Origin of the sequence: Legionella cherrii (assembly GCF_900635815.1) — a bacterium.
GTDB lineage: Bacteria > Pseudomonadota > Gammaproteobacteria > Legionellales > Legionellaceae > Legionella > Legionella cherrii.
Genome location: NZ_LR134173.1, coordinates 3,042,817 through 3,060,309, shown reverse-complemented (window position 1 = coordinate 3,060,309; position 17,493 = coordinate 3,042,817). Strand labels below are relative to the sequence as shown.

Below are 17,493 nucleotides of genomic sequence, written 5' to 3'. Positions count from 1 at the left end.
GGATTGCTCTGTGCTCGTCAAATCATTTTATTCCATTTAATTTATTAAGCAGGGCACTTATTTCAAAAATACGCTCTTCTGGGGAAGTACTATCTAGGGTAAAACGCAAGCGTTGAGGTCCCTCCATTTGATACCTTTTGGCGTGTACTTGAATCAAATTAATCAAAATTCCTGGGTCAATAGAAGGGTTTTCACTAAATTCCAGTTTGCCTTGCTGAGCACCAGCGCTAATTTTTTGAATACCCATTCGTTCTGCATTTAATTTTAATTCAGTAATCAATAACAAATGTTTTACCTGTTGTGGTAGTAAGCCAAACCGGTCAATTAACTCAATTTGTAAATCATGTAATTGTTCTTTTGTTTTTGCATTGGCAATTCGTTTGTACATAATGAGCCGATTATGGATGTCGGGAATATATTCATCAGGAATAATGGCACTGATACGTAACTCAATCTCGGGGCCTTGATGCATAGGGGCAGATAATTCAGGTGTCTTTCCAGCTTTTAAATCATGAACTGCTCTATCGAGCATTTCCATAAACAAATTAAATCCAATTGCTTGCATGTTTCCACTTTGCTCTTCACCTAAAAGCTCACCCGCCCCACGAATTTCGAGATCATGGGTTGCTAAAGTGAAGCCTGCGCCCAAATCTTCCAAGGATACAATGGCTTCTAAACGTTTGACGGCATCAGAGGTCAATAATTTTTCATTCGGAGTAAGTAGGTATGCATAGGCTTGATGGTGCGAACGACCTACACGTCCACGCAATTGATGCAATTGTGCTAAACCAAATTTATCTGCGCGATCAATAATAATCGTATTCGCAGTGGGAATGTCGATACCGGTTTCAATGATGGTGGTACAGACCAATACATTAAAACGATGATGATAGAAATCCGACATGACTCGTTCTAACTCACGTTCACGCATTTGTCCATGAGCTGAGCGTATTTTTGCTTCGGGAACCAGAGTTTGTAAATCCTGACAGACACGATCAATGGTTTCTACATTATTATGTAGGAAAAAAACCTGCCCCCCCCTAAGAATTTCTCTGAGGATCGCCTCACGGACGATAGGGTCCTTTTTTTCTTGCCAAAAAGTTTTAATTGCCAGACGTTTCGCTGGAGGTGTGGTCATTAGAGAAATGTCCCTTATTCCTGCCATTGCCATATTTAATGTTCTAGGAATAGGGGTCGCGGTCATGGAAAGAATATCCACATGGGTACGTAGTGCTTTGATGTGCTCTTTTTGTTTGACCCCAAAACGATGTTCTTCATCAATAATAAGCAATCCAAGATTTTTAAAAGCAATCTTGCTTTGGAATAATTTATGAGTCCCTATGACTATATCAACCGTTCCTGATTTTAATGAGGCAAGCACTGCCTCAGTTTCTTTAGCTGAGCGAAAACGTGAAAGTAACTCAATATTAATGGGGAAGTCTGCAAATCGATCTCGGAAGGATTCAAAGTGTTGTCCTGCCAGCAAAGTAGTTGGGACAAGAATACAGACTTGTTTATTGTTTTGCACTGCAACAAAAGCGGCGCGCATGGCTACTTCTGTTTTACCAAAACCTACATCGCCACAAATTAAACGATCCATAGGTCTCGGGGACTCCATATCTTTTATGATTTGCTCGATTGCTTGTAATTGATCCGGTGTTTCTGTAAATGGAAAGGCACTGGCAAATTTAACGTATTCATTATGATCGATTTGATATTGGTGTCCTGGTTGGGCTTCTCTTTTGGCGTAGAGATCAAGTAACTCAATGGCCACATCATGAATTTTTTCAGCGGCCTTTTTCCTTTCCTTTTGCCATTGATCTGAACCCAGTCTATGTAAGGGGGCATGTTCACTATCTACCCCAGTATATCGGCTAATCAAGTGAAGCGAGGTCACAGGAACATAAATCTTGTCTTCGCCTGCATAGGTAAGGACTAAAAATTCACTCGCAATCCCATTGGATTCTATATGCTGTAATCCTTGATAACGTCCTACACCAAATTGCAAATGAACTACAGGCGCACCAACACGAAGTTCAGCCATGTCACGGATAATTAAGTCAGGATCAACTGTTTTTTGTGCACTGCGCCTTTGAGGTGTACTTTGCTCCCCAAATAATTGGGATTCAACAATAATAACGATATGACTTTGTTTTAATTCACATCCGTAAATGAGGTCTCCGGTAGTGATGTTGATCGGAGCATTATCGTTAATGAAATCGTGCCAAGAAGATTGTACTTTAGGATTAATGTTGCTTGGTTTAAGCAAATCGAGTAACACTTCACGCCGTCCCGCACTCTCGACTACAATCAAATAACGACGTGTTGTATCTGCACAATAAGTACGAAGTTGGTTTAAGGGTTCTTGTGTTTTCCTATCTATGGGTAATTGTGGGCCTGGAATAATATCAAAATTAACCACAGCCCCTTTTTTATCCGAAGGATTTTGGAACAGACGCAATTGCTCGTAGGTATTGGCTTTAGTTAATAATTCAGTTGGATTAATAAAACAAGCAGGGGGCGATAAAATAGGTCTGCTGACGTCATATCGTCTTTGCTCATAGCGTTCATTCAATTCTTGCCAAAATTGCTCTGCATTATTTTGAATATTCTCAATCAAACAAATCTTGGCATTTTCTGGGAGATAATCAAAAAAAGTGACTGTTTTTTCAAAAAATAAAGGAAGGTAATATTCAATTCCTGAAGGGTATTGTCCTTCAGTGATCGCTTCATAAATAGGGCATTGACTTGGATTACCTGGAAATAGTTCTCTAAAAGCACGTCGAAACAGGAGCTGGCTTTGTTCATTTAAAGGAAACTCGCGTGCAGGTAACACATTGATTTCTTTTATTTTTTCTATTGTACGTTGTGTTTCTGTGTCAAATTCTCGTAGACTTTCAATTTCATCGTCAAAAAGCTCGATACGAAAGGGTAAACCGGAACCCATTGGATAAACATCAATTATGGATCCGCGTAGGGCAAATTCTCCGTGCTCAAGTACTTTATTCACACAATGATAACCAGCTTGTTGTAATTGATTACGAAAAGCGGTTAAGTCCAGTTTTTGCCCTTCTTTTAGCATTAAAGCATATTGATTTAAAAATTCGGGTGGACATAGTCTGTGCATTAATGTGCTGGCTGAAGTGATGACAATTGCATCAGTCACTTGTTGAATACGGCTTAAGGTATACAACCGTTCCGAAATAATGTCCTGGTGGGGTGAAAATTGGTCATAAGGGAGTGTTTCCCAATCCGGAAAAAATAACAGTTCTTGGGGACTGTTTGAATTGAGAAAGAAATTCAACTCCGCTTGCAATTGATTTGCACTGAGATTATCTTGGGCAATCAATAACTTAATTCCGGGAGTTTGTTGACAATATTCAGCAAGAGCCAGTGCTAAGCTGCTTCCATGGAGCTGACCCCATACTTGTTTAGCCTGTGTCGATTGATAAAGTAAGGTATTTATGGGCATAGCTTAGGCAGTCGGATTTAAAAATTTGCTATTATACCTGATGTATTGACTTGGTTCATCTTAAAATTGCGGATAAAAAGAAGATATTGAAGTTGACGTCGTTAGGAGGGCAGTTACTATGTATGAAGTATGTATTTTCGACTTTTAATTCTAAGGAGCACCGAAATGGTTTTCACCACCCTCCCAGAAAAAAGAAAAGGAAGCTAAAAAAAGTTCCTTTAACTGCTGCACTTGATAAGACCACCCAAAATGAACCTCACATCCTATGGGGTATACCTGAACTTACGAATACAATTTTATTCTTTGCCCGAAGAAAACAACCCGAACCTATGGTTTCTTCAATCGCTGCAGTATCCAAGCTCTTTTATTCATTCACTAATCCAATTCGTATCACAGAAAAATTATTAGTGCATACAGTTCAGGGTTGTGAAGAGATGGTTAAAAAGCTCTGCGAACTGAGTCCATTTTCTCATATTCATTATCTCGCGAAACCTGCTTATGTAAAAAATGATGCTGGGCGTGAATTCTTTCATATTTCAGCATTTCAATATGCGGTATGGGCGATGGATATTCACATGTTGCATCTGATGCTCGATTGTCTCCAAAATGCAGCTTATATCAGAGGAGGATATAAAATTGCTGAAGAACTACGTGTGCGATTATTAGAGCAGTATGATGAAGTGATGCAAAGAGGCATTAATTACACTGTGGGCGATATTGAAATAAAAGGGGAACAACATTTTGATTTTCAACTGCTCATCAATGCGATTCATCAATTCAGTGCAGGATTTCGGCTCTGGAATTGGCAACAACGAGCAGAGCATTGGATAAATAGAGTTGGTAAGGAGCAACTTCGGCTTCCGGCTCATGTAGCCCAAGAGTATTGCCGAGAGGATCGCGCATTTTACCCTTGTCCAAGGTTTCATGAAGAGGAATTGCCTCGAGATTTGGAATTTTATAATTGGAGAAAACGCATTACTGAATCCTGGTGGCCCGCAGAGGGGGAGGCATCTATTGGTCGTGATTTTGCCATGTTACGTTCAACACATAGTAGAATTATGACGGTGGGTACTGGCTTACAGCATCATACAGGCATTGTCTAATGCAGGCATAAGCGCCAAACATGATGCACATGCTTTAACAGTCTTAAATCAAACACGAACCAATGATGTTACCTGTTTACGATTGCGGCTTTCAACCCCATTAAAACTGGCAAAGTACGTTCCGGAAAGAATGGAATTTTATCTGTAGATACAGTGCAAGAAACGGGGGTTTAGGATATAGTATCTAAAGAGACTGTTTAGTAAATAACAGATATCCAATGTTTACTGATTCTTAATGTTGAGATTTAAAACGTTCAATTCGTTGTTCTTCCTCTTTATCATCCAAGCGCTCATACTTTTCTCGCTGCTCTTGAATTAACATCTTCAGAACAGAAAATTTATTATCCAGGTGCCCGGGATTTCCATTTAATTGCTCAAGTTTTTCTGAATATCTCGTTATTATTGAATCGAGGCACTCAATAGATATTTTTATATCTGACAATGAAATGGAATCCTTCAATGTATCCATGGTGTACACAAGTTCGTCATGAAATTCTTGTGCAATTGCAGACTTAGCTTGAGTCAATTTATTTCCAAAAAAATTAAATAATTGTGTTCGGGTACTGTTAATATATTCATCAATATATTCCAGGTTAAGCGTCATAATCTTTTTAACACTATGTACAATATCGGTTGCGGATATTTCATAACCATATTGACCTTTTTGGTATTTAAGACCAGATTCTTTACTGGGTTCATTTTCTAGATATACTTTTGTTTCCGTAATATCTACGCCACGATTGCTTAAATATTCTAAAAATCGTGCCACAGAATATAAAGAGGGTTGGTAATGTCCACTATAGGTATTAATACTGATTAATTTGCCATTTTTTATCTCCATTTCACCCGCAGCTAATACAGGAGCTCCTGCGTTCATCGAAGAGTGTAGTAATAATCTACCTTGCTCATCCAATAGCCCACATTGATGCTCAAAGACAGAAAGCTCATAATTCGTATTTAAAGTGAATGCAACAAACCCAGGCTTTTTGTGGGCTATTGATTGAGAGGAATCAAAAATTTTACCTTCTTTATGAAATAGGCCATTATTGATTTCAATATTGAATTCTGCTCGCTGTTGTGGGGTCAAAAAGGTGGTATGTGCTTCATCAAACCTTTTATCTTTTTCATTAACATCGAGTAGTTCACCCCTGTTAAAAGCATTTTGAATATCAGCTTCTGAAGACTTTTGGCTCTCAGACGTGGGTTTTAATACTCTATTAGGTTCTAATTTATATTTTCCTCTTGATAGGACGGGGATGTATTCAGGATTTTCTTTTTTTCTCTTTTCCCTCTCCTGCATTAGATTATCTAAAAGCTGATTAAGTACATTCTTTTTATTGGAAAATTTTTTAATATCAAAAACATAAATCATAAAATCAAGAGCGTTAAGTCGATCTTCCTTGCTTAACGAACTGTTTTGATAATCAGACCATGCCTGATCTAGTCGTATTGTTACTGTTCCATCTTTGCTAGAAAAATAATTCTTGGGCATATAGGGTGCTTTATAGACATCTTATGATAATTATAAAATATTTTTTTTAGCAGGGGGAACAGAGGAGCAAAATATATTGGTTCTTGGATCAAGACTATTTTAAAAATCAGTTCTGCTAGCCATCAAGCTCGGGCCAGTCATTTATTTTTATATCAAAATGATGTAACAAAGCGATGACGTCTGGGAAAGAAAAACGTGCGTGTTTGATTTTATTTTCATGCGGGTCAATTGTGTAGTTGATGGCATTCGTGAAATCTGCAGCGCTTAGATCGGTATGAAGAAACAGACTGTTCAGCAAGTCGGTGTTTACAAAACTTGCATAACTTAGATTGGCCTCTCTAAAATCAATGTCATGGGCTTTACATTCTTCAATAATTAAATTTGAGAGTTCTAATCCATAAAAACTGGAGTGGCTTAAGTTGCTGTTATAAAAATAGAGGGGACTTCTTAGCTTGACCAAAGGCCAACATAATTCAGTCCAGTTTATTCCAATAAGTTTTGAATTTTTAAAGGCGACCTCAGAGAATTTGCAGCCTGGAAATTTTGCTAAAGAAAGATCGCAGGATTCAAAATCACATTCAGTGAATTTTGTATGGCTGAAAATAATGTCGATAAATTTGCATTGTTTAAATTGGCAATTTTCAAAGTCGAGGCGCTCAATTCGTTCCTTTTCAATACTTAATTGTGTGAACGTTTGATTGATGTATGTATTTTCATTAAATAGGGTTGTCATTCAATTTTCTCTTTGAACTTGACGTCATCGGAGGGCAGCGAGGGCTCTCTGAGCATCACACGGTACTACTGCGAAAGATGTCACGCTCATCCTCGGGATGAGGTAGGTCCCGCTGTGCTTCATCCAGGCTACAAATTGTCGAGGATGTATCATCCAACATTAGCTCTCATCGGTTTCAATAAGTCCTAACTCATCTAACTCTATATCTACCGATTCAATTTTTTGGAAGCGTGAAGTAATTTTTTTAGCGGAAGTATTCACCTCACTGACATCTTTATGGGCCTGGTCAATGTGTCTGGAAAGGTTATCCATTCTTTTTTCAAAACGTTGGAAATCATCGGCCAGAGCTTGTAAGTGTTTTTGAATGATATGAACTTGTTTGCGTGTTGCATCGTCTTTAAGTACTGCCTTAGCAGTAGTTAGAACTGCCATTAATGTACTAGGGGAAACAAGCCATACTTTTAATCTTTGGGACAGAGAAATCAAATCTGGATAATTGGCATGAATTTCTGCAAAGATGGATTCCGCAGGAATAAACATCATGGCGCCATCAGTTGTTTCGCCAGGAACGATGTATTTTTCAGCAATGTCTTTAATATGTTTTTGGATGTCTTGACGAAATTGTTGTTGCAGTGATTTTTTTTCACTTGAACCTGCATCCACATTGATAAGCCGCTGGTAGGTTTCTAGCGGAAACTTGGCATCAATCACTACATTGCCCGTAGGCTCAGGCAAGAATAATATGCAATCGGCACGTTTTTGATTATCCAGAGTATATTGCATTGCAAAATGATTGGGGGGAATCATGTTACTAATTAAGGTTTCGAGCTGTACCTCACCAAATGCGCCACGTGCTTTTTTATCAACCAAAACATCTTGCAGGCTGACTACATGATTGGATAATTCAGTGATTTTCTTTTGGGCCTCATCAATGATGGTTAAGCGTTTTACCACATCGATAAATGTGGCGGAAGTTTTTTCAAAACCTTCAGTTAATTTATGATTTACTTGTTGCGTTAACCCATGCAGATGATTGCGAATCTCTTCAGTTAGCAACTGTAAATGAGAGGTGAGGGCGCTGGCATGTTGTTTAAAGCTATGGTTTATTTGTTCGCGTACTTCAGTCATTTGTTTGGGGACGGTATCATGGATGATTTGTTGCGTTATTAATTGTCCTTGAGCTATTTTCTCATTTACATTCAGATGGAGTTGATGCAATTGTGTAGTAAATGCTTCAAGAGTCTTTTCGTGTAACTGCTCATTCCGTTTTTTTTGCTGGTTTTGTTGTATCAAAAACCAAATTAAAAATAGAAAGTGGAGGACTAAAGCACACGCCGAGCCCTCAATTAAAGTGATTGAAGATAAAAATTGCATTCATTAGTCCAAAAGTTGACTGAGTTTAATCGGCGGATCATATTGATAAACCGTTTTTAATTGCCCGTAATCAATAAGACGCAAGTAACCTACTGAGAGCTGATCCTCTGCTAAATGAGCCAAATTGTCAAAACTAAATTGAATTGTTTGCTTTCCTGGAGCAAGCCATTGTGCACTTTGGGCGGTTTCGACGGGAATATCCTCACCTTTAGTGTTTTTCTTATATAAAATACCTTGTAACGCATAGCGACTTGCAGTAGCTACCTCTACAGTGGCTGCCAAGGTTAGTGGTTTCGAAGATACTTTTTTGATGTTCACGAGGCCGGCAGACGGGACTGAATAGGAAAAAGCGGCACGTCCACTGCGATAAGTCGGGGTATTGTCATCCAGTTCGCCGGATACCTCAACTTCTATGTACCAATTTCCTCCATGTGAGTTCTCATCAGAGGACAAAAGGGCATTGGCCTTAAATTGATTACGCTTTACCTCTTTAATTTCGAGAGGAATGTTCTGGTTATCAGGACCTACCAATGAGGCGTTGATATCATCCACTGGATAGGACGTACTATTATCTTTTAGGGTAATGAGTGCATTGAATTGATCTCCATATTGATATTGCAAAGCGGAAGGCTCGATAAGCAAATGAATTAAGGAGTATTTTTCAAAAACATGAATTAGATACTTATCTGCATCACTTGCAGGATCAAGGTGCTTACTTTTGATTATGAAATTACCCGTGCCTAATTCGGGTTTGAGTTGCAGCATGGTCTGATGTGAACCTATTTTAAGTGATTCGTCGGCATCATCCTGACTGTACAAAGAAGAAGCATCTTTTAAGTTCATGAATTGACTGTTGGTACTTTTTATTTCTAATGCAGGAACGGATTTGTTTTTTTGTAAAGGGACAATACGCAGCACTGATTCTGGCGCATTAATGGGCAGGGTGATGCCATGTTGCAATTGAGTGGCAGTTATTTGTTGCGTGTAACTGTAACTTTTTTGAATATTCTTTTCAGCTTTACTTAAAGAATTTCCGGAAACCTTCCAACGAGCCTGCAGGGGTTCATGAGATAAACTACTGCAAATATCACAATCATAAGATTTGATAGGATTTTGTGGTAGGGTAAATGCGCTGATTTGTGAGCAACAAAATAAAGACAATAAGGTAAGTGTAGTTCTCATTTCGCGACTCCTTTTAAATCTAAAGCAGAAATTAGTATCTTATCTAACCCAAAACATGAATGACGGCTTTGATTGTGACTCAGTGGAGTCTCATCTTCTGTTACTTCCTTATCGTAAAACCAAACAGTACCCGCAGCGGATTGTGAACTGCAATTTAAAAAACCATCCGCACAGGAATCCAAATAGACTTTGGAAATCTTTAAACCGCTGTTGAGTAAATAACCGTTACAATAACTGGCTGAAGAAAAAGGTGAGGCAGATACGTCAGTCCCTACAACAGCATTAAACGATACGGGCAGGGAAGGTCGATTTTTAGTGCCCAACAAAAGCTCTTCATTATAGATGCTCATGTCACCAACACGTTGTTGTTTGACTGCATCTCCCGTATAACCTAATAACCAGCTCAAACTGGCCTCAAAAATACCTCCATTGAGGAGTATGTCAGCAAGCGGAGTTCCTCCACTTGAAGGCGCTAGAGCGACAATTTTTTTGATTTTGTTTTTTAATCGCAGGTACCGACTGTCATAAGTTGGATTCGATAGGATCCAACGCATTACATTTCCACCATTGGAATGAGTGTAGAGAATTAAAGCATCGATTTTTTTATGATCTATAAAATCTAATAATTGATTTGCAGTACATCCTGCAGCATCTTCATCCCACATGTATTTACTGTAATCACAGTGGACAACATAGTAGTTTTTCGGATTAGGAAGTGCTTGAGCGATACTTTCAATGAAATCAGTTTTCCAATACTCTCCATCTGCATCTTCACGGTGATCATTTGTGCCATGCACAAATGCAACGCCCAAATTGATGGTTCTATTAGACTGAGGGAGAGCATAAATCCATGAAGAGAATAAAAACAAAAACACAGTTATCAAGATACGTTTAAAATCCATTTTTATCACGCCCCGGTTCATGTTGAATCGACATGTATCTATAGCATATTTTTTAATGATAAACTAATGTTTTAGGATAATTGCTCCCCTCAAAAGGGGATGAGTATGTTATCGTAGCCTAGGTGAGGGCGTCGCCACGAAAAATCTCGTTATCGAGCATCGCGAGGGCTCTTTATAACGTAGCACCATGCTACGATGGGAGCATCCTTCGTGATGCTCGGCAGGGCTGGGGCGCTGCTGCATCTGGGCTACCAGGCATCTTTAAAATGCAATGAGTCCTTTGGTTTGAGAATATACGGATGAAATGAATGAGTATTGATGAAATAAAAGGAACCATTGCTGGGCTAAAAGAAAAAATAAGGCAGTATGATTATCATTATTATGTTTTGGATGAGCCTATAGTTCCTGATGCTGAATACGACCGCTGTTTTCGCGCATTACAGGATTTAGAAACGAAGTATCCTGAATTATTAACGGCAGATTCACCAACCCAACGCGTTAGTGGTACTCCTGCAGATGCATTTATGCCAGTAACCCATAGACAACCGATGTTATCCTTATCGAACGTCTTTACTGAAGACGAATTAAAAGCATTTATTAAACGAGTTACGGACAAACTGGATGAGCCGGTGCAAGAATTGGTATTTACTTGCGAACCTAAGCTGGATGGACTTGCGGTTAATCTGACCTATGAGAATGGGATATTGGTTTCTGCAGCAACTCGTGGTGACGGAACCACCGGTGAAAACATTACTGCCAATATTAAAACAATACCCGCAATTCCCCTAGTTTTAAGAGTAAGCAAACCACCACGTTTTATCGAAATTCGTGGCGAAGTATATATGCCAAAAGAGGGGTTTGAAGAGTACAACAAAAAAGCAAGGGATATGGGCGAAAAAACGTTTGCTAATCCACGCAATGCTGCAGCAGGGAGTTTACGACAACTGAACCCTGCAGTGACTGCAAGTAGGCCTTTGGCGATTTATTGCTATGGTGTAGGAGTTTGCGAAGGGTATTCTTTGCCAGACTCGCATTGGGAGCAATTGCAACTTCTTAAAAAATTTGGTTTTAGGGTGTCTTCTGATATTAAGCGAGAAGAGGGCATGAAAGGCTGTTTGGATTATTACCATGATATGTTAGCCAAACGCGATCAACTCCCTTTCGAGATAGATGGTGTTGTTTACAAGGTTGACAGTATTCCTTTACAACAACAACTTGGTTTTATTTCAAGAGCACCACGTTTCGCCTGCGCGCATAAATTCCCTGCTACTGAAGAGATCACGGAACTTTTAGCAGTTGATTTTCAGGTAGGAAGAACAGGGGCTTTAACTCCGGTGGCACGCTTGGCACCGGTTAATGTGGCAGGCGTTACTGTAAGTAATGCAACGTTGCACAATATGGATGAAATTGCCAGAAAAGACATCCGTATCGGCGATAAAGTGATTATTCGACGTGCGGGTGATGTGATTCCGGAGGTGGTTTCGGTTGTCCTGGACCAACGGCCTGCGAACACCAAGGAGATTCATTTACCTAAAAAATGTCCTGTTTGTGGTTCTGATGTAGTGCGTGAGGAAGGGGAGGCGGTAGCTCGTTGTGTGGGTGGTTTATTTTGCAAAGCACAACTAAAAAGAATGATGTGGCATTTTGCTTCACGCAAGGCGATGTATATTGAGGGTTTGGGATCTGTGCTTATCGAACAGTTGGTTGATGAAGGAGTTGTTCGTCATTTACCTGATCTTTATACGCTGGATCTTTCTACGTTGGCAAATCTTCCCCGTATGGGACAAAAATCAGCAAAAAATTTATTGCATGCTTTGGAACAAAGCAAAAATACCACATTTAGCCGTTTTCTTTATGCTCTTGGAATTCCAGAGATTGGTGAATCCAGCGCTCGAACATTGGCAGAGCATTTCGGTGATATTGAGGCGATTTCCAAAGCAACCGAAGAAGAACTGATGAGTTTGCAAGATATCGGACCTGTAGGTGCTTTTAATGTCGATCATTTTTTTGCACAAGAGCATAATCGCAAGGTCATTGAGCGTTTATTAGCTTTAGGAATACATTGGCCAAAAGTTGAAAAAAAGAAAGTGAATAAGGAGCATCCTTTATTTGCAAAAACTGTCGTTTTAACTGGAACTTTAAATACCATGGGACGTGAAGAAGCGAAAGCAAAATTGTTGGCTGTAGGTGCTAAAGTCAGTGGCAGTGTCTCCGCAAAAACAGATTATGTGGTTGCTGGAAATGAAGCAGGATCTAAATTGGATAAAGCAAATGATTTGGGGGTTCGTGTTTTGGATGAAGCACAGTTTCTTGAACTGATGAGCAGCTAGATATTTCCTTTGGGTTCGTTAAGACAGGAAGTGAGTGACAACAACCCTCACTCCTGCCTCTTTCCCACAGGTAAGAGAGGGGATATTTAGACGCTGAGTTTATGATAATTTTCCCATCTCCCCATAGGGGAGAAGGTGCCCTTTAGGACGAGGGAATGGTTTTGCTTCTCTAGAGGGTGGTTTTGAATAAGGATATTTTTTTGAATCGAACACAACGAATCGTTCTGATTATTCTTTTTTTCAAGAGTATTAGCTTTGCTCATGCTTGGCCTTGGGTATTGAATAATCCATATCCTCAAAGTCAGGCCAATCAAAATATCTATTATTCATCATTTTCGGAACAACCCAAAACTCTCGATCCTGCACTGTCTTATTCATTAAACGAGTATTTGTTTATTGCGCAAATTTATGAGCCTTTGTTGGGATATGATTATTTTCAACGGCCCTATCAATTAACTCCATTGATTGCTGCGCAAATGCCTCAGCTGCGATATCTTGATGTTCAAGGAAATACAATGCCTGAAAAGGGCCAGGAACCCCCGGCCTATACTGTTTATACCCTCACCATTAAAAAAGGAATTTATTATCAGCCCCATCCGGCATTCGCCAAAGATAAGAAAGGTGCATACCTTTATCATCATTTATCACCTGATTATTTAGAGGATGAAGGTATTAATCAATTATCAGATTTTAAATATTCGGGTACCCGGGAATTGATTGTTGACGATTACATATATCAAATAAAACGTTTGGCAAATCCAGCTGTCAGTTCATCAATTTATGGGTTAATGAGCGACTATATTGTAGGTTTTAAAGAATACGGCAAAACGCTCCCTGGTGGTAATCAATATACCGATTTACGGGAATATTCTTTGAAAGGGCTTAAAAAACTAGATGATTATTCCTTTGAGATTACTTTGAAAGGGGAATATACCCAATTTTTATTTTGGTTGGCTATGAGTTTTTTTGCGCCTGTTCCATGGGAAGTTGATCTTTTTTATGCTCAACCCGGAATGACGGATAAAAATATTACCTTGGGTTGGTATCCCGTTGGAACGGGGCCGTTTATGTTGGTTAAAAATAATCCGAATCGCAGAATGGTACTGCAAAAAAATCCCAATTTTCGCGAGGATTATTATCCAAGTACCGGTTCAGATGAAGATAGGAAATTAGGGTATATGGATAATGCAGGAAAACGGTTGCCGTTAATTGAAAAAGCAATTTATACCTTGGAAAAAGAGTCCATTCCTCGTTGGAACAAATTTTTGCAAGGCTATTATGATAGCTCTGCGATTGGTAACGACAGTTTTGATCAAGCCATTCATATTAATCAATACGGTAAAGCAGAACTCACACCAGAAATGCAAAAAAAACAAATATACCTGACGCAAACCTTTCAACCGAGCACCTACTATATGGGTTTTAATATGCTTGATAGCGTTGTCGGAGGCTCGAGTGAACGTGCCCGCAAGTTGAGACAGGCCATTTCAATCGCGGTAAATTATGATGAGAATATAGCTATTTTTTATAATGGACGCGGTGTGGCCGCCCAAGGGCCAATCCCACCTGGCATTTTTGGTTATAGAGAAGGGAAGGAGGGAATTAATCCTTATGTTTATCAATGGGTCGATGGTGAAGCAGTGCGACGGCCAATCAGTGATGCCAAAAAGCTTATGTCTGAAGCAGGATATCCTGATGGAGTTGATCCAGCCACAGGGAAACATTTGATTTTGCATTATGATGTGACGACAACCGGAGGTCCTGAAGACAAAGCCTTATTTGATTGGATGCGCAAACAATATGCTCAAATAGGAATTGATTTAAATGTAAGGGCAACTTTATATAACCGGTTTCAAGAAAAAATGCGTACGGGAGATACGCAAATATTCAGTTGGGGGTGGGTAGCAGATTACCCGGATCCAGAAAATTTTTTATTTCAATTATATGGAGGCAATGGCAAAGTAAAATTTGGTGGTGAAAATACTGCCAATTATCAAAATCCCGAATTTGATCGTCTCTTTAATTTAATGAAAAATAGAGAAAATGATCCCCAAAGGCAGCAGATTATCGATACCATGGTTAATATTGTTCGGCATGACGCTCCCTGGATATGGGGAATACATCCAGAAGAATTCCTTTTATCACAGTCTTGGGTTTCACGGGTTAAACCAAACACAATGTCTTTTGCAACACTCAAATATACAGCGATCAATGTACCTGAACGAAATCAATTGAGGCAGGCCTGGAATCAACCGATTTTTTGGCCCTTAGGGTTATTGTTTTTGCTTATTCTCATGCTGATTTTTCCTTTAATCATTGCTTATCATAAGAAAGAAAAAAAACCGGCAGAAAGGGCTTATATATCATGATGAAGTACTTACTAAGACGAATTATTTATTCAATTCCTATTCTTTTTGGGATCAATGTTCTTACCTTTATTTTGTTTTTTATGGTGAACACACCCGATGATATTGCGCGTATGCATCTAGGGCAAAAACACGTTGAACAACAAGTGATTGATGATTGGAAAATGGCGCATGGCTATAATTTACCCTTATTTTATAATGAGGAAAAAAATGGAATACAGAAAATAAAATCAACTTTATTTTTCCAAAAGTCGATGAAACTTTTTACTTTTAATTTTGGTGTTTCTGATTCAGGGCGAGATATTAGCGAGGATATTACTTACAGGATGTGGCCGAGTCTTTCTATTGCATTACCTGTTTTACTTTTGGAAGTAATGAGCAACATCATTGTTGCTATGGCAATGGCATTTTTTCGTGCAAGTTATCTAGATTTATCCGGGGTGGTGATTTGTATTATTTTAATGTCAATTTCCAGTTTGTTTTATATTATTGGGGGACAATATATTTTCGGTAAAATATTACGTCTAGTTCCCATATCAGGTTATGACGGCGGTTTTGAAGCGGTGAAATTCGTTATTTTGCCCATTACAGTGGCTGTGCTTAGCGGATTGGGAGCTGGTGCACGTTGGTATCGGACTTTATTTTTGGAAGAAATGCATAAAGATTATGTTAAAACTGCCAGAGCCAAGGGATTGTCGGAACAAAAGGTCATGTTTAAACACGTATTAAAAAATGCAATGCTCCCTATATTAACTGGTATTGTGGTTATTATTCCCTCTCTATTTATGGGCAGTTTAATCTTGGAGTCTTTTTTTGGTGTGCCAGGCTTAGGAAGTTATACAATTGATGCCATTCAGCAACAAGATTTTGCAATTGTGAGGGCAATGGTATTTTTGGGTTCCATTCTTTACATTGTCGGTTTAGTACTCACGGATTTATCTTATATGTTGGTCGATCCCAGGGTGAAATTATCCTAAAAGTAACCTGGTTAAGTGAAGCGGTATTGCCATTTAGTCAATAGCGCTGCACCCGGGCTATTTTTGTGGGAGTGATAAGATTAGATGAGAAGAAAAAATGACTTTTGAATTTCTATGGACGGATAAATGTTTTCTCACTTTATTAACCTTAAGTGTGCTGGTTATTTTATGGAGCCTACGTAAACAACATATCAGGCGATCTTTTACCTTAATTTTACGTCGTCCAATTGCTGTAAGCGCGGGCATCATCCTGTTGTTTTTTATTACCATTGGCGTACTGGACTCCATTCATTTGACGGCAGTAAAGAAAGAGGCAGAAACATCAACTACGGTGTTGGATAGAATCTTGTCCCCTATAGATGAAATCTCTGAAAAAACTTATTCAGCTCCTTTGGCTTTAAGACAGTTTATCAGTGAAACGACCTTAGTGAATGGCGTAGTCAAACAAATATACCCAGTGCTTGTTTATCCGAGTAAACGAATTAAAACCGAAGCGGAAAAGAGCGAGGTCATTAAGAGTTCGATTTGGAATGCTTTAACATGGTGTCTATTCACCGCTTTGTTGATAGGAATTTTTTCCATATCTATCCGGTACTTCAAACGATTAAAACCATGTTTTGCTTTAAGTCCTACAAACCTAAGTACCTTAGTGACTTTGAGCCTGCTTACATTTTTTATTGTGCTTGCTTATGAACTTTCAAGAACATTCCATGTATTGGGTACAGGTCAAATTGGACAAGATATTTTTTATTTTACTATTAAAAGCATACGTACTGGTTTAGTTATTGGTCTGTTAACTACTTTATTTATGTTGCCTTTGGCTTTATTTTTAGGGGTTGTTGCAGGATATTTCGGTGGGTTGGCAGATGATTTGATTCAGTATGCTTACACTACTCTAAGTTCTATTCCTGGAGTTTTATTGATTACTGCTTCAGTTTTATCCTTGCAAGTTTATATCACCAATCATCCTGAGCAGTTTACCACTCTAGCTCAAAGTGCGGATGCACGTTTATTAGCACTTTGTTTTATTCTTGGAGTAACCAGTTGGACTAGTTTATGTCGACTATTACGTGCGGAGACTCTCAAATTACGGGAGGTAGATTATGTTCAGGCAGCACGAGCGTTGGGTTCAAATTGGTTCACTATTATTCGAAAGCACTTATTACCTAATGTGATGCATATCGTGGTGATTACCCTTGTATTGGATTTTAGTTTTCTGGTTATGGCGGAGGCATTGCTTTCTTATGTGGGAGTAGGTGTTTCACCCATGACCATAAGTTGGGGAAATATGATCAACAGCGCACGGCTTGAGTTGGCACGTAATCCAGTCATTTGGTGGCCTATGTTGGCTGCTTTTGTTTTTATGTTTTTGTTGGTATTGGCAATCAACTTATTTGCTGATGCAGTCAGGGATGCGTTTGATCCTCACCAATCCGAGATTTGATACAGATGGAGCATTTTCCGTAAACGGAGAAGAGGGGACAGTTGTGGGTTGAAGTGCTCATATTGGGTTTGCAAAAATCCTGATTTAGGTTAAAGTTCATCAATTAAGCTTAATGAGT

The 17,493-nt window shown here is 39.0% G+C and carries 11 protein-coding genes; 5 read left to right on the top strand and 6 right to left on the bottom strand.

The features are described from left to right. Positions 1-22 precede the first annotated feature (22 nt). On the bottom strand, positions 23-3,472 hold the full coding sequence (gene mfd, locus EL022_RS12985; protein WP_028380168.1) for a transcription-repair coupling factor: 3,450 nt from the start codon (positions 3,470-3,472) through the stop codon (positions 23-25). A 122-nt stretch (positions 3,473-3,594) separates the two neighbouring features. Here mfd and EL022_RS12980 point away from each other — a divergent pair, with 122 nt between their 5' ends. Further along, positions 3,595-4,575, top strand: coding sequence for a hypothetical protein (locus EL022_RS12980; protein WP_126325215.1), 981 nt, complete (start codon positions 3,595-3,597; stop codon positions 4,573-4,575). Positions 4,576-4,807: 232 nt separating this feature from the next. On the opposite strand, the gene EL022_RS12975 is transcribed toward EL022_RS12980, so the two are convergent. The 5 genes from EL022_RS12975 to EL022_RS12955 all read right to left on the bottom strand — a co-directional run bounded on the left by EL022_RS12975 (position 4,808) and on the right by EL022_RS12955 (position 10,258). Then, positions 4,808-6,067, bottom strand: a complete 1,260-nt coding sequence (locus EL022_RS12975; protein WP_028380169.1) for a hypothetical protein — start codon at positions 6,065-6,067, stop codon at positions 4,808-4,810. A 115-nt stretch (positions 6,068-6,182) separates the two neighbouring features. Then, on the bottom strand, positions 6,183-6,800 hold the full coding sequence (locus tag EL022_RS12970; RefSeq protein ID WP_028380170.1) for a pentapeptide repeat-containing protein: 618 nt from the start codon (positions 6,798-6,800) through the stop codon (positions 6,183-6,185). A gap of 159 nt (positions 6,801-6,959) precedes the next feature. After that, positions 6,960-8,174, bottom strand: coding sequence for a DNA recombination protein RmuC (locus EL022_RS12965; RefSeq protein ID WP_028380171.1), 1,215 nt, complete (start codon positions 8,172-8,174; stop codon positions 6,960-6,962). Between the two features lie 3 nt (positions 8,175-8,177). After that, complete coding sequence (locus tag EL022_RS12960; RefSeq protein WP_028380172.1) at positions 8,178-9,356, bottom strand: DUF4785 domain-containing protein; 1,179 nt, start codon at positions 9,354-9,356, stop codon at positions 8,178-8,180. Continuing rightward, positions 9,353-10,258 carry a hypothetical protein gene (locus tag EL022_RS12955; protein ID WP_028380173.1) on the bottom strand — a complete coding sequence of 302 codons (906 nt, stop codon included), beginning with the start codon at positions 10,256-10,258 and terminating at the stop codon, positions 9,353-9,355. The genes EL022_RS12960 and EL022_RS12955 overlap by 4 nt, the downstream gene beginning before the upstream one ends. A gap of 308 nt (positions 10,259-10,566) precedes the next feature. On the opposite strand from EL022_RS12955, the gene ligA reads away from it, so the two are divergent. From ligA to EL022_RS12935, 4 genes are all read left to right on the top strand, one after another. Then, a complete protein-coding gene (gene ligA / locus EL022_RS12950) occupies positions 10,567-12,588 on the top strand; it encodes an NAD-dependent DNA ligase LigA (protein ID WP_028380174.1) in 2,022 nt (673 codons plus the stop codon). Positions 12,589-12,806: 218 nt separating this feature from the next. Beyond that, the gene (locus EL022_RS12945; protein WP_028380175.1) at positions 12,807-14,957 is read left to right on the top strand and encodes an ABC transporter substrate-binding protein; all 2,151 of its coding nucleotides are present in this window, start codon (positions 12,807-12,809) and stop codon (positions 14,955-14,957) included. Beyond that, a complete protein-coding gene (locus EL022_RS12940; RefSeq protein ID WP_028380176.1) occupies positions 14,954-15,931 on the top strand; it encodes an ABC transporter permease in 978 nt (325 codons plus the stop codon). Before EL022_RS12945 ends, EL022_RS12940 begins: the two co-directional genes overlap by 4 nt. A 97-nt stretch (positions 15,932-16,028) precedes the next feature. Next, positions 16,029-17,375 carry an ABC transporter permease gene (locus EL022_RS12935; RefSeq protein ID WP_028380177.1) on the top strand — a complete coding sequence of 449 codons (1,347 nt, stop codon included), beginning with the start codon at positions 16,029-16,031 and terminating at the stop codon, positions 17,373-17,375. Positions 17,376-17,493: the final 118 nt, after the last annotated feature.